Origin of the sequence: Mycobacterium sp. 2YAF39, from assembly GCF_052114565.1 — a bacterium.
Lineage (GTDB): Bacteria > Actinomycetota > Actinomycetes > Mycobacteriales > Mycobacteriaceae > Mycobacterium.
In genome coordinates this window covers 99234-118999 of record NZ_JBFREZ010000008.1, presented here as the reverse complement: position 1 = coordinate 118999, position 19766 = coordinate 99234, and the positions used below count along the sequence as shown (strand labels likewise).

The following is a 19766-nucleotide window of genomic DNA, read 5'->3' as shown; positions in this document are numbered from 1 at the left end:
GGGGTTCGATGACCGAGAAGGCCACCGGAACACCGAAGGCGGCGACAGTGAAGCGCCGTCGGCTGCGCCGCCGCCTGTCAGCGGCGATGCTCCTGCTCGTCGGACTCGGTTTCGCCGGTGGCCTTGCGGTCACGCTGACCCCGACCCCCCAGGTGGCCGTCGCCGACGAATCGCAGTCGGCGCTTCTGCGCACCGGCAAGCAACTGTTCGACACGTCCTGCATCACCTGCCACGGCGCGAACCTGCAGGGTGTTGCAGACCGCGGACCCAGCCTGCTCGGCGTCGGCGAGGCCGCCGTCTACTTCCAGGTGTCCACAGGCCGCATGCCCGCCATGCGCGGTGAGGCCCAGGCGCCGCAGAAGCCCCCGCAGTTCGACGAGGCGCAGATCGACGCACTCGGCGCGTTCGTGCAGGCCAACGGCGGCGGTCCGGTCGTCCCACGTGACGAGAACGGCGCCATCGCGTCCGAATCGCTGCTCGGAAACGATGTCGCCCGCGGTGGCGATCTGTTCCGGCTGAACTGCTCGTCGTGCCACAACTTCACCGGCAAGGGCGGCGCGTTGTCGTCTGGCAAGTACGCACCCGACCTGGCCGGGGCCAATCCGGCGCAGATCTACTCGGCGATGCTGACCGGACCGCAGAACATGCCCAAGTTCTCTGACCGGCAGCTGTCACCGGAGGAGAAACGCGACATCGTCGCCTACGTCCGGATGGCCACCACGGCACCCGACCCCGGCGGATACGGACTCGGTGGCTTCGGCCCGACGTCCGAGGGCATGGCTGCCTGGATTATCGGCATAGTGGCCGTCGTCATCGCGGCCCTGTGGATCGGAGCGCGAGCATGAGCGACGGGGACATCAAGGGCACCGACACCCCTGGACAGCAGGGCGAACCCGGTCAGCCGACCGACGCCGAACTGGCCGCGATGTCGCGCGAAGAACTGCTGGAGCTCGGCGGCAAGATCGACGGCGTCGAGATCGTCTACAAGGACGAGCGCTGGCCCGTTCCCGGCACCAAGGCCGAGAAGCGCGCGGAACGCCTTGTGTCGTACTGGCTTCTGCTGGGCGGCCTTTCGGGCGTGGCGCTGCTGATCGTCTTCCTGTTCTGGCCGTGGGAGTACAAGGGCGGCAGGGACTCCGGCCATCTCTGGTACGACCTCGCCACACCGATGTACGGGTTGACGTTCGGGCTGTCGATTCTGGCCATCGGCATCGGCGCGGTGCTGTATCAGAAGAAGTTCATTCCCGAGGAGATCTCGATCCAGGAGCGCCACGACGGCGCCTCCCCCGAGCTGCAGCGAAAGACGGTGGTAGCCAACCTCTCCGATGCGCTGGAATCGTCGACCATCAAGCGGCGCAAGCTGGTTGGCCTGTCACTCGGCGTGGGGCTCGGCGCGTTCGGCCTCGGCACGCTGGTGGCGTTCGCCGGTGGTCTGATCAAGAATCCGTGGAAGCCCGTCGTGCAGACCGCAGAGGGTAAGAAGGCCGTGCTGTGGACATCCGGCTGGACCCCGCGCTTCGCAGGCGAGACCATCTACGCAGCCCGCGCGACCGGCAACGGAACCTACGCCAAGATGCGCCCCGAGGACATCGATGCCGGCGGTATGGAGACCGTTTTCCCGTGGCGTGAGTCCGATGGCGACGGAACGACTATCGAGTCACACCACCGGCTTTCGGAGATCACCATGGGCGTGCGCAATCCCGTCATGCTGATCCGCATCAAGCCCACCGACCTGTCGAGGGTCGTCAAGCGCAAGAACCAGGAGAGCTTCAACTTCGGCGACCTGTTCGCGTTCACCAAGGTGTGCTCGCACCTGGGCTGCCCCTGCTCGCTCTACGAACAACAGACCTATCGCATCCTCTGCCCGTGCCACCAGTCGCAGTTCGACGCGTTGCACTTTGCGAAACCCATATTCGGCCCGGCTGCGCGCGCACTTGCGCAGTTGCCCATCACGATTGATCAGGACGGATACCTCGTCGCCAACGGCGACTTCATCCAACCCGTCGGTCCGGCATTCTGGGAGCAAACAAATTGAGTCCGAAACTGCCAAAACCGCCAAGCATGGCCGAGATCGCGGCCGGCCAGGGCGAAGCAATCGATACGCGGTACCACCCGTCAGCGGCCGTACGCCGGCAGCTGAACAAAGTCTTCCCGACCCACTGGTCGTTCCTGCTCGGTGAGATCGCGATGTACAGCTTCATCGTGCTGTTGCTCACCGGCGTGTACCTGGCCCTGTTCTTCGATCCGTCGATGGCCGAAATCGTCTACGACGGCGTGTATCAACCGCTGCGCGGCATCGAGATGTCGAAGGCCTACGCATCGACCCTCGACATCAGCTTCGAGGTGCGCGGCGGTTTGTTCGTCCGTCAGGTCCACCACTGGGCGGCCTTGCTGTTCGCCGCCTCGATCATGGTGCACCTCGCCCGTGTGTTCTTCACCGGCGCGTTCCGGCGTCCACGCGAGGCCAACTGGATCATCGGCTCGCTGCTGTTGATCCTGGCGATGTTCGAGGGCTACTTCGGTTACTCGCTGCCCGACGATCTGCTCTCGGGCATCGGGCTGCGGGCGGCGCTGAGCTCCATCACCCTCGGCATGCCGGTGATCGGCACGTGGCTGCACTGGGCGCTGTTCGGCGGTGACTTCCCGTGCGGCGGCGTCGGATACCAGTGTTCGCAGGACGGCTACTGGCTGCCTCGCATGTATTCGCTGCACATCTTGCTGATCCCGGGAATCATCCTGGCGCTCATCGGACTTCACCTCGCATTCGTGTGGTTCCAGAAGCACACCCAGTTCCCCGGGCCGGGACGCACCGAGACCAACGTCGTGGGCGTGCGGGTCATGCCGGTGTTCGCGGTCAAGTCCGGTGCGTTCTTCGCGATGACCGTCGGCATCCTGGGCCTGATGGGCGGCCTGCTGCAGATCAACCCGATATGGCAACTGGGACCGTACAAACCGTCACATGTGTCGGCGGGTAGCCAGCCGGACTTCTACATGATGTGGACGGAAGGCCTGGCACGTATCTTCCCGGCCTGGGAGTTGTACTTCCTGGGCCATACCGTGCCTGCGCCGGTGTGGGTGGCGCTGCTCATGGGCGTTATCTTCATGCTGCTGCCCGCGTGGCCGTTCCTCGAAAAGAAATTCACGGGCGACAAGGCCCACCACAATCTGCTGCAGCGTCCCCGGGATGCTCCGGTGCGCACCGCGGTCGGCTCGATGGCGATCGCTTTGTACATGGTGCTGACGCTGTCCGCGATGAACGACGTCATCGCCCTGAAATTCCACATCTCGCTGAATGCGACGACGTGGATCGGGCGTATCGGCATGGTGGTGGTGCCGGCGATCGTCTACTACATCGCCTACCGGTGGGCCGTCGGACTGCAACGCAGTGACCGCGCGGTGCTCGAGCACGGTATCGAGACCGGCATCATCAAGCGGCTGCCGCACGGCGCCTACATCGAGCTGCATCAGCCGCTCGGCCCCGTCGACGACCATGGTCATCCACTTCCGTTGGAGTACCAGGGTGCAGCGGTTCCGAAGCGGATGAACAAGCTCGGCTTTGCGGGCGCCCCCGGCAGCGGCAGCTTCCTGCGCGCCGATCCGGTGTCGGAGAACGAGGCGCTTGTCGAGGCGGCGCACGCCGCGGAACGCAAGGCGCTCACCGCGCTGCGCGAGCACCAGGACGGCTCCTCGAACGGTTCGTCAAACGGCTCGACGAACGGCTCCTCCAACGGCTCGACGAACGGGCATCACTGAGCGGCAACGGGTTCAACGAACCTGCGACGACGGTTGCGCCGGGAAGTTACGCGCTCTGATCTTCCAGCAGTGCGCGTAGCTCACGCAGGTAGAACCACGGAATAGCGGGCATCGCCAGCGTGACAAGGCCGCCCAGCCCGAGCAAAACCCACGCTGCCCCGTCGCTCTCGACGGCCATCAGGTAGGTTGCCACGCCTATCGCCACCATGGCGATGCCGATCGCACACGCGATCAGGACCGCGCACCGCAGCCACACCTGGTCGATGGCCGCAACCAGTGGTGCGGGCAGCGACGTGCTGTGTGTGACCGCCGCCGCATAACCCGGGCCTGCGTGGATCCGGCCCGCTGTCGTTCCGGAGATCCGCAGCTTTTCGGTCTGCGCCGCATCGCCGCGTGCCGTTTCCTGCCGTCGCCCCACGGGCTGGTCCGGCGGGGTTCGCGCGGGCGGTTCGGAGTCGGACATCGCGTCGCGGCGGGCCCGAATCAGAAGCGGCACAGCGCCGATGATCACCGCCGCCGAGATCGCGATGACGATGTAGAGCAGCCACGGCGTGCCCGAATCGCCCGACGATTCCTGATGGGCACTTCCCAGGTCGACGAGGGCCACGGTGGCTGCGACCCCGACGCCCAGCGCCACGAGCCAGATCGCCGCGCAGGCGCCCAGCAGAATTCGATCGGTGCGGTCGAACTCGCCGGGGTCCAGGCCGGCACGCGCCCGTACGCCCACCGCGGGGTCGGTTCCGTAGGGCATCAGCAGGCCGTCTGTGCGGAGTTGTTGGTGTTCGACGACAACACGGTGCCGTCGCTGGTCGTGATCGAGCAGTTGAGCCTGCTCACCAGGAACAGGCTCGACGCCTGTACCGATCCCACCTCGGACTGCGAGATGGGTGTCACGGTCAGAGACCACGGAATGTAGACGTTGCGCTGGGTGCGGCTGCGACCCGAGGCGTCGATGTATGTGACGGTGATGATGTCTCCCGGCGCTTTGGTCCCGGTCACCGAATAGGTGACCTGTCGTGGCCCTGCGCGAGTCGTGGGCGGTGGTGGCGGTGCCGCGGTCTCGGCGGGTGGCGGCGGCGGCGCCTCGGCGGGTGGCGGCGGCGGCGGTGAGGGCTCCTCCGTGACGGTCACGGTTTCCGGCGGCGGGGGCGGCTCAGTCGGCGGTGGCGGCGGAGGAGGCGGCGGCGGTGTCGTCGTGGTGATCTCGTCCTGCACCGGTGGTGGCGGCGGTGTGCTCGTCGTGGTGTCCGGTTTCGAGAGGTTGTCGGTATCGGTCCGGGTCACCAGGACCGATACGGAGACGACCAGTGCGATGGCCGCGACGATGGCCACCACTCCGACCACCCAGGGCCAGCGCGGCGGGTCGGTGGTCTCGACAAGCGGGCTCGGTTCGTAGGTGTCGTAGTCGTACAGCCCAGAATTGGAGGGCACGTAGGGGCCGCTGGTGAACTGCTCGGATTCCGGGGCTGAGTAGGCCTGTGAGTAGGTGTCGGGCTCGCTGCTCTCCGGCCTACCGGAGTCGCCGCCCGGCTCCTGACCCGGCAGATCGGCCCCTTCACCGAAATCACCGCCCGGGGGGTTCGGCCCGCTCATTTACGCCTATCCTTCTCGACTCACATGCCTCGGCAACATTACCCAAACACACGATCCGGATGAATCTCGCAGCACAGGTTATGGACGAGTAGTGGCCCGATTGTGACCTTGCGCGCGACGGTGTCCGCCCCGGCAGGACGTCAGTGCTTCTCGGCTCCGGTGTAGTACTCGAACACCAGGCCGCCGACCGTCGTGAGCACGAAACACGCGCCCGCCACGATCAGCCACGGGAGCCAGAGCGCGACGCCTACGGCCGTGACGGACGCGGACAGTGCGATGAAGATCGGCCACCAGCTGTGTGGGCTGAAAAAGCCCAACTCGCCGGCGCCATCGCTGACCTCGGCGTCCTCGTAGTCCTCGGGCCTGGTGTCCAGGCGCCGGGCCACGAAGCGGAAGAAGGTACCCGTGATCAACGTCAGCCCGGCCGTCATCACTAGCGCCGTGACACCCGCCCACTCGATGCCGCCCTGCTGGAACATCGCCGTCAGCACGCCGTAGACCACCGCGCACAGGACGAAGAACGCGGTCAGGAACTCGAACAGCCTGGCTTCGATATGCATCTGGTGTCCCTACTTGCTGGCCTGCGTTAGCTGGGGCGCCTGCTCGCCGCGGCGGGTGTCGAACGGCTTCGTCGTGATCGCCAGCGGCGGCTGATCGATGGCCTGCAGCGCCTCGGCGTTGGTCTTACCGTCGATACGCTGTTCCAGGTACGCCTTGAAGTCGTTGGGCGAAACCACCCGTAGCTCGAAGTTCATCATCGAGTGATACGTGCCACACATCTCCGTGCACCGGCCGACGAACGCGCCGTTCTGGTTGATCTCGCTGATCTGGAAGATGTTGTCGGAGTTGTTCGCCTCAGGGTTGGGCATCACGTCGCGCTTGAACAGGAACTCCGGCACCCAGAAGCCGTGGATGACGTCGGCGGAGGCGATCTGGAACTCGATGCGCTTACCCGAGGGCACCACCAGAACCGGGATCTCGTTGGACGTGCCCAGCGTCTCGACCTTGTCGAAGTTCAGATAGGAGCGGTCCTCGGGGTTCTTACCCGCGATCACGCCGAACTCGGGGCCGTGCGCACCCTCGACGCCCTCCGGCCCTGATGCGACGGCCTCCTTGCGCTCCGGGTCGTCCCCTTGATAGCTGAACGTGCCGTCCGCGTAATTGATCTTCTGATAGCCGAATTTCCAGTTCCACTGGAATGCGGTGACGTCGATCGTGACCTCGGGGTTGGGCTCCTTGTGCAGCATCTTCTCCTGCACCACGACGGTGAAATAGAACAGCACCGAGATGATCAGGAACGGCACGACGGTCAACACCAGTTCCAGCGGCATGTTGTAGCCGAACTGGCGGGGCAACTCCGTGTCGCCCTTCTTGTGCCGGTGGAACGCCGAGGTCCAGAAGATCAGCGCCCACACGATCACGCCGACGACCAGCGACGCGATTACCGAGCCGATCCACAGCTCGCGATTCAGGTGCGCTTCCGGGGTGATGCCGCGGGGCCATCCCAGGCCGAGAACTTCCGACCAGTCACACCCGCTGAGCAGCACCGTCATGCTGCCTAAAAGGAACGATAACGCCACCACCTTCACACCGCGAGGTGTCACGCTGGCGCCTCCTAGAAGTCGGAACAGAAAGCCGAATACTACGCAGCGTAGACCACCTGTGGACGCAGGTCTCGACACACCTCGACGATTAGGCATACTGGCGCGGTGTGCGGACTGCTTGCCCTGGTTGCCGACCCTTCCGGTGAGGTGCCCGCAGACCTCGTGACCGCGGTTTCGGGCGCGTCGCACCTGATGCGACACCGTGGTCCCGACGAGCCGGGCACATGGTCGGACAACGACGCGGCGCCGACGACGGTGCTGGGGTTCAACCGGCTGTCGATCATCGACATCGCCCACAGCCACCAGCCGCTGCGCTGGGGACCGCCGGAGTCCCCCGACCGGTATGTCCTGGTGTTCAACGGCGAGATCTACAACTACCTGGAGTTGCGGCAGCAGCTGAGTGCCGACCACGGCGCCGTATTCACCACCGACGGGGACAGCGAGGCGATCGTCGCCGCCTACCACTACTGGGGCACCGAGGCGCTGACCCGGCTGCGTGGCATGTTCGCCTTCGCCCTGTGGGACACCGTGGAAGGCGAATTGTTCTGCGCCCGCGACCCATTCGGCATCAAGCCGCTGTACATGGCGACCGGTGCAGGCGGCACCGTGTTCGGCAGCGAGAAGAAATGTCTCCTCGACCTGGCGGAGATCGTCGGGATCGACCTGGGTATCGACGAGCGCGCCACCCAGCACTACACGGTGCTTCAGTACGTGCCCGAGCCCGAAACGCTGCACCGCGGCATACGCAGGCTCGAATCGGGCAGTTACGCCCGCGTGCGGCCCGGACAGCCGCCCCAGGTGACGAGGTACTTCACCCCGCGATTCGCGGCTGTGCCCTTTCCCGCCCGTTCGGGTCCTGACGAAGACGCCCGCTACCGCGAGATCACCGCGGTACTCGAGGACTCGGTGGCCAAGCACATGCGCGCCGACGTCACGGTGGGCGCGTTCCTGTCCGGCGGTATCGACTCGACGGCGATCGCCGCGCTGGCCATGCGGCACAACCCGAGGCTGATCACGTTCACCACCGGCTTCGAACGCGAGGGCTACTCCGAGGTCGACGTCGCCGTCGCCTCCGCGGAGGCCATCGGCGCACGGCACGTGACGAAGGTGGTCAGTCAGGCCGAGTTCGTCGCGGCACTGCCCGAAATCGTCTGGTATCTCGACGAACCCGTCGCCGACCCGGCGCTGGTTCCGCTGTTCTTCATTGCCCGCGAGGCCCGCAAACACGTCAAGGTGGTGCTCTCCGGCGAGGGCGCCGACGAACTCTTCGGCGGCTACACCATCTACCGGGAACCCTTGTCCCTGAAGCCATTTGACCTTCTGCCCCAGCCGGTGCGGCGCTCACTGGGCCGAGCGTCGCGGCCACTGCCCGAGGGCCTACGCGGCAAAAGCCTTCTGCACCGGGGATCGCTGACGCTCGAGGAGCGCTACTACGGCAACGCGCGCAGCTTCTCCGACGCTCAGCTGCGCGCGGTGCTGCCGGGCTTCCGACAGGAGTGGACCCACACCGATGTCACCGCACCGGTGTACGCCGCATCCGAAGGCTGGGATCCGGTGGCGCGCATGCAACACATCGACCTGTTCACCTGGCTACGCGGCGACATCCTGGTCAAGGCCGACAAGATGACGATGGCCAACTCGCTCGAGCTGCGCGTGCCGTTCCTCGATCCCGAGGTGTTCGCCGTCGCGTCACGCCTTCCGCTGGAGCAGAAGATCACCAGGACCACCACGAAGTTCGCGCTGCGCCGCGCATTGGAGCCCATCGTGCCCGCGCACGTGCTCAACCGGCCGAAATTGGGCTTCCCTGTGCCGATCCGGCACTGGCTGCAGGCAGGCGAACTGCAGGACTGGGCCTACCAGATGGTCGGTACGTCACAGGCAGGCGAGCTGATCGACCTCAGCGCGGTCACCCGCATGCTCGACGAACACCGAAGCGGCGTAAGCGATCACAGCCGGCGACTGTGGACGGTGCTGATCTTCATGCTGTGGTACGCCATCTTCGTCGAGCACAGCGTGACCCCGCAGATCAGTGAGCCGACCTACCCGGTTCAGCTGTAATCACTTGAGCGCGTTGGCAATTTCGGTGCCCGCCTCGGCGCCGTAGGCGTCGGTCAGCCGCGACACGGCCTCGTCGCGATCCCAGCTCCACTCCTGTGGCCCCGGCGCTTCGAACACGAGGACGGCGACCAGCGAGGCCAGCTGAGCCGAACGTTCCAGGCTCAGCCCGGCGCTGCGGCCGGTGAGGAATCCGGCGCGGAACGCGTCGCCGATGCCGGTCGGATCGGCCTGACGCTTCTCCGGCACGACGTCGACATGGATGAACGTGCCGTCCGAGCTGACCAGGTCAACACCCTTGGGCCCCAACGTCGTGACCCGCAGTCCGATCTGGCTCATCACCTGAGCCTCGCTCCATCCGGACTTCTGCAGCAGCAGATCCCATTCGTAGTCGTTCGTGAACAGGTAGGCCGCGCCGTCGATCAGCCTGCGAATCTCATCACCGGACAGCCGCGCCAATTGCTGCGACGGATCGGCGGCGAACGCCAGACCGAGCTTGCGGCACTCCTCGGTGTGCAGGAACATCGCCTCGGGGTCGTTGGCGCCGACGATCACCAGATCCGGTGTGCCGACGCGCTCGGCGACGTCGGCCAGCGAAATGTTGCGCGCCTCCGACATGGCACCGGGATAGAAGGATGCGATCTGCGCCATGGCCTCGTCGGTCGTGCACACGAACCGCGCGGTGTAGGCGGTTTCCGAGACGAGCACGCTGTCGGTGTCCACGCCTGCGGACTCGAGCCAGGAGCGGTAGTCGTCGAAGTCCCGTCCGACGGCGCCGACGAGCGCGACATCCCCACCGAGAACGCCGATCGCGAAGGCCATGTTGCCCGCGACGCCGCCACGATGGACGACCAGGTCATCGACGAGAAAACTCAGCGACACCTTCTGCAGGTGTTCTGGCAGGAGTTGTTCGGAGAACTTGCCGGGAAACCGCATCAGATGGTCGGTTGCAATCGATCCGGTCACCGCAATGGTCACGAAAAATCACCCTTCATTCATTAAGCCATCTACATAAAGCTTACCGATCGGGCCATTCGCGCCAGGTGCGCTAACCTGCCTACGAGTGCCCGTTCGGTCACTGTAGACAGCCAAATTCCATCACACACTTTTGGGGAGCAACTACATGTCCGGTCCGTACCCGCCCGAATACGGCGCAGGACCGGCTGGCCGGCAAATGTATCCGGCCACGGGTCCTCAATGGTTTCCTCAGCAGTCCACCCCCGAGCCCTATCCGGACACCGCCTCCTCGACGTATCCGGGAATGCTGCCGCCGCCGGTGCAATATCCGAAGAAGCGGCGCTGGCCGCTCATCGCAGGTGCGCTGCTCGCGGTCGTCGTGGTTGCCGCGACGGTGGCCGCGATCGTGTTCGCCACCCGAGGCGGTGACGCATCGGGATCCGGCGGGCTCACCGACGCGTCAGCCAAGGCAGCGATCCAGGAATACCTGGACGCGATGACCAATGGCGACGACGAGACGGTCGCCAGGCACACGCTGTGCGGGATGTTCGACGCGGTCAGGGAAAAGCGCTCCGACCTCGCGCTTGCCGGCCTGGCCAGTGACGCTTTCCGCCAGCAGTACGGGCAAGCCGAGGTGACCTCGATCGACAAGATCGTGACGTGGTCGCCGCATCAGGCGCAGGTGCTGTTCACCATGGAGGCCAAGCCCACCGGCTCACGCCGCGGTCAACCGCGCACCGAGGGTGAGCAACAGGGCGTCGCACAGCTGCTCACACAGGGCGACGAGGTGCTTGTCTGCTCGTATCTGCCGCGGACAGCCGGTCAGTACTGAATCAGTTGAACGAGTCGCCGCAGGCACACGAGCCCGTGGCGTTCGGGTTGTCGATCGTGAAGCCCTGCTTCTCGATGGTGTCGACGAAATCGATGATGGCGCCCTCGACGTAGGGTGCGCTCATCCGGTCGATCGTCAGCGCCACGCCGCCGAACTCGGCGGATACGTCCCCGTCCAGGGACCGGTCGTCGAAGAACAGGTTGTAGCGCAGGCCGGCGCAGCCGCCCGGTTGCACGGCGATACGCAGGGCCAGATCGTCACGGCCCTCCTGGTCCAGCAGCGCCTTGGCCTTGGCGGCGGCGGCATCGGTCAGCTTCGCGCCATGGGTGGCGGTCTCGGTGGCCGACTCTCCCTGAACAGTCATTAAGTCTCCTGTAAAGCCTCATCAATGTGTGGCGTACTACCTCAACGGTACCTTGTCCCGGCACTATTCCCGACTTTGTCCCCAGGCCCCGCCGGAGGCATTCCGCCGCCGGAAGTAACCTGACAAGCGTGAACCTGCTGGGCCGAAAGAAAGACAACGCACGGACACCGGATCCCGATGTGTCCGAAGACACCGCCGAAACCGGCCTCGGAGACGATACGAAGCAGTCCGGGACCGCCCCCAAGGGCAGGCCGACACCCAAGCGCAGCGAAGCGACCCGCAAGCGCGGCCCGGTGGCGCCTGCCCCGATGACGACCGCGGAGGCGCGCAAACGCCGCAAGGAGATGCGTACGAAGTTGTCGCGCGACGAGCGCAAGGCCGAGAAGGTCACGCGCCGCGCGGACATGGCGGAGCGCCGCGAGAAGATGATGGCAGGCGACGACGCCTACCTGTTGCCGAGGGACAAAGGTCCGGAACGCCGGTACATCCGCGACATCGTCGACTCCCGCCGCAACGTGCTGGGCCTGTTCATGCCCGCTGCGCTCGTCCTGATCTTCGTGATGCTCTCGGTGCCCTCGGTGGCCGTGCAGCAGCTCATCTCCCCCGCGATGCTGGTGCTGGTCCTCGTTATGGTGATCGACGGATTCCTCTTGGGCCGCAAGGTCAATCGCCTTGTCGACGCGAAATACCCCGATAACACCGAAAGTGGTTGGAAATTGGGCTTTTACGCGGCCAGCCGCGCATCGCAGCTGCGCCGGATGCGTGCGCCCCGGCCGCAGGTGGAGCGCGGCAACAAGGTCACCTGACCCGGTGCGGATCCTGGTGCTCGGCGGCATCCGCTCGGGTAAATCGCAGTGGGCGGAGACGGCGATCGCGACGTCGGTGGACGGTACGGCAGCGGTTCGCTACCTGGCCACCGGCCCCGACCCGGCCACCGACGCCGAATGGGCACAGCGGGTGGATGTACACCGTCGCCGCCGGCCCTCGGCCTGGTCCACTGTCGAAACCGCTGACATCGCAACGCATTTGCGCTCGGACGGCGCCACGGCGACCGTGGTCGACGACGTCGGCGGCTGGCTGACCGCGGCGATGGACCGGACCGGCGCGTGGACCGGCGGGTCGGCATCGGCGGATATCGACGACCTGGTCGATGCGGTGAGCTCATTCGACTCCGCCCTGGCGCTCGTCTCTCCGGAGGTCGGGCTGACAGTGGTGCCTGCGACCGAGTCAGGGCGTCGCTTCGCCGACGAGCTGGGCAGCCTCAATCAGCGGCTGGCCGCGGTGTGCGATCGCGTGGTGCTCGTCGTCGCGGGTCAGCCCCTGACCGTGAAGGACACCGTGCGATGACCGACTTTCCCGACGTCACCCCGCCCGATCCCGACATCGCCGTCGCGGCGCGCGCCCGCCAAGAGCGCTTGACCAAACCGGCCGGCTCGCTCGGCAGGTTGGAGGATCTCGCGGTCTGGGTGTCGTCGTGCCAGGGCCTCTGTCCGCCCCGGCAATTCGAGCGGGCACGGGTGGTGGTGTTCGCCGGTGACCACGGCGTCGCCGCGGCGGGGGTGTCCGCATATCCGGCCGAGGTCACCGCGCAGATGGTCGCCAACTTCGACGCGGGCGGTGCCGCGATCAACGTCCTCGCCGAAGCGGCGGGCGCGACGGTCCGTGTCGCCGATATCGCGGTCGACGCCGCTGAGCCCCTCACGGCGTCGATCGGCGCACACAAGGTCCGCCGCAGCAGCGGCAACATCGCCGTCGAGGACGCGCTGACCGGCGAGGAGGTGGGCGCGGCACTCGATGCGGGTCGCCGAATCGCCGACGAAGAGATCGACTCGGGTGCCGACATACTGATCGTCGGCGATATGGGCATCGGAAACACCACGCCCGCAACGACTCTGATCGCCGCGCTGACCGATTCCGAGCCGGTCGCCGTGGTCGGCCGGGGCACGGGTGTCGACGACGCGGGATGGGCCCGCAAGACCGCCGCCATCAGGGACGCGCTGTACCGGACCCGCGAGGCGTCGCGTGATCCCGTTGCGCTGCTGCGGATCTGTGGCGGGGCCGATTTGGCGGCGATGGCCGGATTCTGCGCACAGGCCGCGGTGCGGCGCACGCCGTTGCTGCTCGACGGCGTGGTGGTGACGGCGGCGGCACTGGTGGCGGAGCAACTCGCGCCCGGTGCCCGGCAGTGGTGGCAGGCGGGTCACCGGTCCACCGAACCTGCGCACGCGCTGGCGCTGCAGCGCCTCGATCTCGAGCCCATCGTCGACCTTAAGATGCGCCTCGGTGAGGGCACCGGCGCCGCGGTCGCCCTGCCCATCGTGCGGGCCGCAGTGGCCACGCTGGCGTCGATGGCAACCTTCGACGAGGCGGGCATCACCGACGCTCCCACCAAGCAGGGCTAGTTCGGTGATCCGTTCGGTCGCTGGGGCCCTGGCCTTCGGGACGGTGTTGCCGGTGCGGTCGGCTGCGCCGTTCGGCCGGGGCGCGCTGACCGCGTTTCCTCTGGTCGGCGTGGCGCTGGGGGCGGCGGCGGCCGCGACCCTGTGGGGGTCGGAGTGGGCATTCGGGCGGCCCACACCGTTGGGCGGTGTGCTCGCGGTCGCTGTGCTCCTGCTCGCCACCCGTGGCCTGCATGCCGACGGGCTGTCCGACACCGCCGACGGCCTCGGGTGCTACGGACCGCCCCCTCGCGCGCTGGAGGTGATGCGCGACGGGTCGGCAGGCCCGTTCGGCGTCGCGGCCCTGGTGGTCGTTCTGCTGGCGCAGGCGTTGGCGTTCGCGGCCTGCACCGCGATCGGTGTGATCGTCGCGGTTACCGCGGGCCGGGTGGCCGCCGTGCTGGCGTGCCGCCGCTCGGTGCCCGCCGCGGCGGGCAGTTCCCTGGGCGGACGCGTGGCGGGCACCCAATCGATAGCGGTGGTCGGGATGTGGGTGATCGCGGTCGCGGCGGCAGCGGCGGTGGCGGCCGGGCAGCGACCGTGGCAGGGACCGTTGGCCGTGCTCGTCGCGTTGGCGTGTGGCGCCGCGCTGGTTGCCCACTGCGTGCGCCGATTCGGTGGCATCACCGGTGATGTGCTGGGTGCGGCCGTCGAGATCACGACGACGGTGGCCGCCGTCGGGCTGGCGATCAGTCCGTCCTAGACCGTTTCCGCATGCCCGGAAATGCGCGCCAAGAATCTGACAAGGATTCGTCAAGCGCGGCGTTGGAGTCTCTTTTTACCCACCAGGGAGACCGACAACCGAAAGGACCTGCAATGCCCACCTACCGCCACTTCACCGCTCTTATCGGCGCCGCCGCCGTCGCCTCCACCCTGGGCATCGCCGCTCTCGTCAGCGCAGGTGCCGCAAGCGCCACCAACACCGACGACATGTTCGTCAGTGTGCTCGCCGACCAGGGCATCCAGCCCCCCTCGACCAAGGAAGCCGTGAGCCTCGCCGCCGATGTCTGCAAGATGTTCGACAAGGGCCAGTCGTTGTACGACGCCGTCGGCTCTGTCGCCGACGCCACCACGCTGACGCAGGAGGACTCCGCGTTCTTCGTCGGCGCGTCCGTGGCCACCTACTGCCCCGAGCACGACGCCGCGCTCGGCTGACACAACCAGAACCAGCTGGGGACCCCACTTCGGTGGGGTCCCTTTGCTTTTCAGCTCAGCCGCGCCATCCAGCCGTGCGTATCGGCGAACGTGCCGCGCTGAATACCGGTCAACGTGTCACGCAGGGCCATCGTGATTTCGCCTGGGCCGCCGTCCGCGATGGTGAACTCCCCGTCCGCGTGCTTGACGTGGGCGACGGGTGTGATGACCGCGGCGGTGCCACACGCGAACACCTCGGTGATCTCGCCCGCCGCCGCCTTCTTCTGCCACTCGTCGACGTCGATCTTGCGCTCTTCGACGGCGAACCCGGCATCAGTTGCCAACTGCAGCAAGGAATCTCGCGTCACGCCCGGCAGTATCGAACCGCTCAGCTCGGGTGTGACCAGCCGCGCCGATCCCCCGCTGCCGAACACGAAGAACAGGTTCATGCCGCCCATCTCTTCGACGTAGCGGCGTTCGGCGGCGTCGAGCCACACCACCTGGTCGCAGTCGTTGTCCGCGGCCTGCGCCTGCGCCAGCAGCGATGCGGCGTAATTGCCCCCGAATTTGGCCGCTCCGGTGCCGCCGGGGCAGGCGCGCACATACTCGGTCGACAACCACACGCTCACCGGCTTGATGCCGCCCTTGAAGTACGCGCCTGCGGGTGACGCGATCACCATGTAGCGGTACTGGTTGGCCGGGCGCACACCCAGACCGGGTTCGGTCGCGAAGACGAAAGGCCGCAGGTATAGCGACTCCTCACCGCCCGCGGGCGGCACCCACTGCCCGTCGGCCGCGATCAGCTGGCGAAGCGACTCGATGAAGACCTCGCCGGGGAGCTCGGGAATCGCGAGGCGCCGCGCCGACGTGCGCAGACGCTGGGCGTTGGCCTCCGGCCGGAACGACACGATGGACCCGTCGGCCCAGCGGTAGGCCTTGAGCCCCTCGAAGATCTCCTGTGCGTAGTGCAGCACGATCGCCGAGGGGTCGAGTTCGATGGGACCGTACGGAATCACGCGTGCGTCGTGCCAGCCCTTGCCCTCGGCATAGTCGATCGACACCATGTGGTCCGTGTGGAATTGGCCGAATCCGGGATTGGCCAGGACCGACGCACGTACCTCGTCGCCCGCCGGCTTCGCATTGCGCTCAACCGTGAACTCGAGGTGGCTGTCAGTCATGTGGCGATTGTATATCCGCTGACTACCGAGTTTTCGGGTCGACGAACGGCGGCTTCACGACCTCGCACTCGAGGGCGCGGCCACGGACGTCGACCGACACGCGTTGTCCGTCTGCGATATTGGCGGATGTGTCGAGCAGCGCCAGTGCGATGCCGACTTTCAAAGTGGGAGAAAAGGTCCCCGACGTCGTCACGCCCACGGGGTTGTCGCCGTCGAGCACGGTGAGGTCGGGACGCAGCACGCCGCGGCCGACGGCCTTGAGCCCGCGCAGCAACCGCCGCGGGCCGGCCTCCTTCTCGGCCAGCAGGGCGTCGCGACCCCAGAACGCGTCCTTTTTCCACCCGATGGCCCAGCCGCATCGTGCCTGCAGGGGGGACAGCTCCAGCGACAGTTCGTGCCCGTGCAGCGGATATCCCATTTCGGTGCGCAGGGTGTCGCGCGCCCCGAGCCCGGCGAGCTCGCCGCCGGCGGATCCGACCGCGTCGACCAGCGCGTCGAACACCACCTCGGCCCGATCCCAGGGCGGCAGCAGCTCATAACCGTGTTCACCGGTGTAGCCGGTGCGGCACACGCGGACCGGGACTCCGCTGAACACGCCGTCGACGTAGCCCATGTAGTCCATGTCGGTCGACAGTCCCAGCGCGCCGACGACCTCCGCCGATTTCGGTCCCTGCACCGCCAGCACGGCATACGACCGGTGCTCATCGGTGATCGTGAGACCGGCTGGGGCACGCTCGGCAAGCGCCGCGACCACCGCGGCTGTATTGGCCGCATTGGGCACGAGGAAGATCTCGTCGTCGGAGACGTAATAGGCGATCAGGTCGTCGATCACCCCACCGGAATCCGTGCAGCACAAGGTGTATTGCGCCTTGCCGGGCCCGATGCGGCGCAGGTCGTTGGTCAGCGCGGAGTTGACGTATTCGGCCGCGCCGGGGCCGCGCACGAGCGCCTTGCCCAGGTGACTCACATCGAAAAGCCCGACGGCGGTGCGTGTCGCCGCGTGCTCGCTGACGGTGCCCGCGTACGAAACGGGCATCAGCCAACCGCCGAACTCGGCGAAGCTGGCGCCGAGCTGGCGATGACGTTCTTCGAGTGGGCCGGCAAGGACTTCGCTCACGGCAGTCCACAGTACGGCCGCGACTGGCACACTCACACCTGTGGTCGATTTCGACGCGCTGGAAGCCGCGGGAATCGCCAACGCCCGCGAACGGGCGGGCCTGATCGAATACCTGGACGGGCTTGGCTTCACCACGGAGGACATGGTCGACGCCGAGCGCCGTGGCCGGCTGTTCGGCTTGGCCGGGGACGCCTTGCAGGGTCCGGGCCGCCCGATTTACAGCCTGCGCACGGCCGCCGAGGTGCTCGGTGTGTCCCTGGAGGAGGTCGCAAACGCCTGGGCGGTGATGGGTCTGACGATCTCCGACCGTGATGCGCTCACGCTGAGTCAGGCCGATGTCGACGGACTGCAGACATGGGTGGCGATCAAGTCGCTCGTCGGCGACGAACCGGCGCTCGCTTTTCTGCGTGTGCTCGGCAACGCGATGTCCCGGATCGCGGAGGCGGGCGGGACGATGGCCCGGATGGCGCAGCCCGATCTGTTGATGGCCGTCAGCGGAGATGAGCTCACCACGGCGAAGACCTATCGCACCGTCACGGAGATCACCCATCGGCTCGGTGTGCTCAACGACGCCGTGTTGCGACGGCACATCGTCAGCGCCCGAAGCCATTTCGAACACGTCATCACCGACGCGTCGGCGAATGTGACGTGCGGCGTGGGATTCGCGGATCTGTCCGGATTCACGATGCTCACCCAGACGCTCACGCCCGTGGAGTTGCAGGACCTGCTCCTCGAGTTCGGCGCCTTGGTCAGCGACCTCGTGCACGCCGATGGCGGTCGCGTGGTGAAGTTCATCGGCGACGAGGTGATGTGGGTGACCTCGACCCCGGAGCTGCTGGCGAAGGTGGCCATCGACCTCGTCGAGCTCCCGCGCGCCCGGGAGGCCGGCCTGCAGGTGCGCGCGGGCCTCGGCTACGGCTCGGTGCTGGGGATTGGCGGCGACTACTGGGGAAATCCGGTCAACCTGGCGGCCCGGCTGGTCGGGGCCGCGGCGCCGGGTCAGGTCCTGGCTGCAGCCGACGTGCGCGACGAGTTGCCCGACTGGCCTGCGATCCCGCAGGAACCGTTGACACTCAAGGGTTTCGACACCCCGGTTGCGGCCTACGACCTGCACCTTTCTCGCTGAGCGATAGGGTTATCGCTCGTGAGCCCAGCCAGCACCGGTTTTCAGGTCCCGACCGTCACCATCAGCTCGTCGCTGCCCAAGCGCAAGGTCGACGACTCCGTGCTGATCGTCGCCGTGGTCGACGAGGACGGCGCCGCCGCCGTCGTGTCCAACCCCTTCCTCGATGCCGAGGGGGTCGGCGAGATCGAGGTCGCCCTGGCCGCGCTCGGCGCCAAGGGTGGGTCCGAGCAGGTCACCCGGGTGGTCGCGCCGTCGCTGCCGGTGGCCAGCGTGCTGGCGGTCGGGCTGGGCAAGAACCGCGACACCTGGCCTGCCGACGTGATCCGCCGCGCCTCCGGGGTGGCCGCGCGATCGCTGAACGGCACCGAGGCCGTCATCACCACCCTTTCGGACATCGATCTGGGCGCCGCAATCGAAGGCCTGATCCTGGGCGCCTACCGGTTCAGCGACTTCCGCAGCGAGAAGACCGCCCCCAAGGACAACGGCTTACGCACCATCACCGCGCTGACCTCCGACACGAAGTCGAAGACGAAGGACGCGGCTGAGCGTGCCACCGCGATCGCGACCGCCGTGGCGACGGCACGCGATTTCGTCAACACCCCGCCGTCACATCTCTTCCCTGCCGAATTCGCCGACCGTGCAAAGGCTTTGGGCGAAGCTGCCGGACTCGAGGTGGAGGTGCTCGACGACAAGGCCCTGACCAAACAGGGCTACGGCGGCGTGGTGGGCGTCGGCAAGGGGTCATCGCGGCCGCCACGGCTGGTCCGCCTGATCCACCGCGGCGCCAAGAACAAGAAGGCCAAGAAGGTCGCACTGGTCGGCAAGGGCATCACCTTTGACACCGGCGGCATCTCCATCAAGCCGGCCGCCAACATGCACCACATGACCTCCGACATGGGCGGAGCGGCCGCCGTCATCGCGACCGTGGTCCTGGCCGCCAAGCAGAAGCTGCCGATCGACGTCATCGCCACGGTGCCGATGGCGGAGAACATGCCGTCGGCGACCGCGCAGCGGCCCGGAGATGTGCTGACCCAGTACGGCGGCATCACGGTCGAGGTGCTCAACACCGACGCCGAGGGCAGGCTGATCCTGGCCGATGCGATCGTGCGCGCATGCGAGGACGGTCCCGACTATCTGATCGAGACGTCGACCTTGACCGGCGCGCAGACCGTGGCGCTGGGCGCTCGCACACCGGGTGTGATGGGCAGCGACGAGTTCCGGGATCGAGTGGCCGAGCGTTCGCAGCAGGTGGGCGAGAATGCGTGGCCGATGCCGCTGCCCGAGGAGCTCAAGGACGACCTCAAGTCGACGGTGGCCGACCTGGCCAACGTGAGCGGTTCGCGCTTCGCCGGAATGCTGGTCGCCGGTACGTACCTGCGCGAGTTCGTCGCAGACGGCGTCCAGTGGGCGCATATCGACGTCGCGGCGCCCGCGTACAACACCGGCGGGCCGTGGGGGTACACCGGCAAGGGCGGGACCGGGGTGCCGACGCGGACGATGTTCGCGGTCCTGGAAGACATCTCACAGAACGGCTAGTCGCAGAACACTGCGGCGAACGTGGGTTACCCGCACGCAGTAGACCGGTTTGGCGTATCACAACCCCACACTGAGAGTG

At 66.9% G+C, this 19766-nt stretch carries 20 protein-coding genes; 12 read left to right on the top strand and 8 right to left on the bottom strand.

The window, feature by feature from the left end:
• Positions 1 to 8: 8 nt before the first annotated feature.
• The 3 genes from qcrC to qcrB are packed head-to-tail and all read left to right on the top strand — an operon-like array spanning position 9 to position 3753.
• A complete protein-coding gene (qcrC, locus tag AB4Z42_RS22165) occupies positions 9 to 845 on the top strand; it encodes a cytochrome bc1 complex diheme cytochrome c subunit (RefSeq protein ID WP_442011377.1) in 837 nt (278 codons plus the stop codon).
• Positions 842 to 2035 carry a cytochrome bc1 complex Rieske iron-sulfur subunit gene (gene qcrA / locus AB4Z42_RS22160; protein WP_442011376.1) on the top strand — a complete coding sequence of 398 codons (1194 nt, stop codon included), beginning with the start codon at positions 842 to 844 and terminating at the stop codon, positions 2033 to 2035. The genes qcrC and qcrA overlap by 4 nt, the downstream gene beginning before the upstream one ends.
• A complete protein-coding gene (gene qcrB / locus AB4Z42_RS22155; protein WP_442011375.1) occupies positions 2032 to 3753 on the top strand; it encodes a cytochrome bc1 complex cytochrome b subunit in 1722 nt (573 codons plus the stop codon). The genes qcrA and qcrB overlap by 4 nt, the downstream gene beginning before the upstream one ends.
• A 46-nt stretch (positions 3754 to 3799) precedes the next feature.
• Here the strand turns inward: qcrB and AB4Z42_RS22150 are convergent, their stop codons facing one another.
• The 4 genes from AB4Z42_RS22150 to ctaC form a co-directional block, all read right to left on the bottom strand.
• Positions 3800 to 4504, bottom strand: a complete 705-nt coding sequence (locus tag AB4Z42_RS22150; protein ID WP_442011374.1) for a DUF2561 family protein — start codon at positions 4502 to 4504, stop codon at positions 3800 to 3802.
• Positions 4504 to 5346 (bottom strand): MmpS family transport accessory protein, encoded by an 843-nt coding sequence (locus AB4Z42_RS22145; protein ID WP_442011373.1) that lies wholly within the window; start codon positions 5344 to 5346, stop codon positions 4504 to 4506. The genes AB4Z42_RS22150 and AB4Z42_RS22145 overlap by 1 nt, the downstream gene beginning before the upstream one ends.
• A 140-nt stretch (positions 5347 to 5486) precedes the next feature.
• A complete protein-coding gene (locus tag AB4Z42_RS22140; RefSeq protein ID WP_442011372.1) occupies positions 5487 to 5906 on the bottom strand; it encodes a cytochrome c oxidase subunit 4 in 420 nt (139 codons plus the stop codon).
• Between the two features lie 9 nt (positions 5907 to 5915).
• Positions 5916 to 6950, bottom strand: coding sequence for an aa3-type cytochrome oxidase subunit II (ctaC, locus tag AB4Z42_RS22135; RefSeq protein ID WP_442011371.1), 1035 nt, complete (start codon positions 6948 to 6950; stop codon positions 5916 to 5918).
• 105 nt (positions 6951 to 7055) lie between these two features.
• Between ctaC and asnB the strand changes: the two genes are divergently transcribed.
• Positions 7056 to 9008 (top strand): asparagine synthase (glutamine-hydrolyzing), encoded by a 1953-nt coding sequence (asnB, locus tag AB4Z42_RS22130; RefSeq protein WP_442011370.1) that lies wholly within the window; start codon positions 7056 to 7058, stop codon positions 9006 to 9008.
• Here the strand turns inward: asnB and AB4Z42_RS22125 are convergent, their stop codons facing one another.
• Positions 9009 to 9983, bottom strand: a complete 975-nt coding sequence (locus tag AB4Z42_RS22125; RefSeq protein WP_442011369.1) for a carbohydrate kinase family protein — start codon at positions 9981 to 9983, stop codon at positions 9009 to 9011. It abuts the gene before it with no gap.
• Positions 9984 to 10128: 145 nt separating this feature from the next.
• On the opposite strand from AB4Z42_RS22125, the gene AB4Z42_RS22120 reads away from it, so the two are divergent.
• On the top strand, positions 10129 to 10794 hold the full coding sequence (locus AB4Z42_RS22120; RefSeq protein ID WP_442011368.1) for an Rv0361 family membrane protein: 666 nt from the start codon (positions 10129 to 10131) through the stop codon (positions 10792 to 10794).
• A gap of 1 nt (position 10795) precedes the next feature.
• Here the strand turns inward: AB4Z42_RS22120 and AB4Z42_RS22115 are convergent, their stop codons facing one another.
• Positions 10796 to 11158, bottom strand: a complete 363-nt coding sequence (locus AB4Z42_RS22115) for an iron-sulfur cluster assembly accessory protein (protein WP_442011367.1) — start codon at positions 11156 to 11158, stop codon at positions 10796 to 10798.
• 179 nt (positions 11159 to 11337) lie between these two features.
• Between AB4Z42_RS22115 and AB4Z42_RS22110 the strand changes: the two genes are divergently transcribed.
• From AB4Z42_RS22110 to AB4Z42_RS22090, 5 genes are all read left to right on the top strand, one after another.
• Positions 11338 to 11964, top strand: a complete 627-nt coding sequence (locus AB4Z42_RS22110; protein WP_442011524.1) for a DUF3043 domain-containing protein — start codon at positions 11338 to 11340, stop codon at positions 11962 to 11964.
• 4 nt (positions 11965 to 11968) lie between these two features.
• The gene (locus tag AB4Z42_RS22105; RefSeq protein WP_442011366.1) at positions 11969 to 12505 is read left to right on the top strand and encodes a bifunctional adenosylcobinamide kinase/adenosylcobinamide-phosphate guanylyltransferase; all 537 of its coding nucleotides are present in this window, start codon (positions 11969 to 11971) and stop codon (positions 12503 to 12505) included.
• On the top strand, positions 12502 to 13560 hold the full coding sequence (gene cobT, locus AB4Z42_RS22100; protein WP_442011365.1) for a nicotinate-nucleotide--dimethylbenzimidazole phosphoribosyltransferase: 1059 nt from the start codon (positions 12502 to 12504) through the stop codon (positions 13558 to 13560). Before AB4Z42_RS22105 ends, cobT begins: the two co-directional genes overlap by 4 nt.
• 4 nt (positions 13561 to 13564) lie before the next feature.
• Positions 13565 to 14299, top strand: coding sequence for an adenosylcobinamide-GDP ribazoletransferase (locus AB4Z42_RS22095; protein WP_442011364.1), 735 nt, complete (start codon positions 13565 to 13567; stop codon positions 14297 to 14299).
• A gap of 113 nt (positions 14300 to 14412) precedes the next feature.
• Entirely contained in the window at positions 14413 to 14751 is a 339-nt protein-coding gene (locus tag AB4Z42_RS22090; protein WP_442011363.1) for a DUF732 domain-containing protein, read from the top strand.
• 50 nt (positions 14752 to 14801) lie between these two features.
• On the opposite strand, the gene AB4Z42_RS22085 is transcribed toward AB4Z42_RS22090, so the two are convergent.
• Both AB4Z42_RS22085 and gcvT read right to left on the bottom strand, forming a co-directional pair.
• Positions 14802 to 15908 carry a branched-chain amino acid aminotransferase gene (locus AB4Z42_RS22085; protein WP_442011362.1) on the bottom strand — a complete coding sequence of 369 codons (1107 nt, stop codon included), beginning with the start codon at positions 15906 to 15908 and terminating at the stop codon, positions 14802 to 14804.
• 22 nt (positions 15909 to 15930) lie between these two features.
• Entirely contained in the window at positions 15931 to 17025 is a 1095-nt protein-coding gene (gene gcvT / locus AB4Z42_RS22080; RefSeq protein ID WP_442011361.1) for a glycine cleavage system aminomethyltransferase GcvT, read from the bottom strand.
• Between the two features lie 40 nt (positions 17026 to 17065).
• On the opposite strand from gcvT, the gene AB4Z42_RS22075 reads away from it, so the two are divergent.
• Together AB4Z42_RS22075 and AB4Z42_RS22070 are read left to right on the top strand one after the other, a co-directional pair.
• Complete coding sequence (locus tag AB4Z42_RS22075) at positions 17066 to 18151, top strand: adenylate/guanylate cyclase domain-containing protein (protein WP_442011360.1); 1086 nt, start codon at positions 17066 to 17068, stop codon at positions 18149 to 18151.
• 18 nt (positions 18152 to 18169) lie between these two features.
• Positions 18170 to 19687, top strand: coding sequence for a leucyl aminopeptidase (locus AB4Z42_RS22070; RefSeq protein WP_442011359.1), 1518 nt, complete (start codon positions 18170 to 18172; stop codon positions 19685 to 19687).
• Positions 19688 to 19766: the final 79 nt, after the last annotated feature.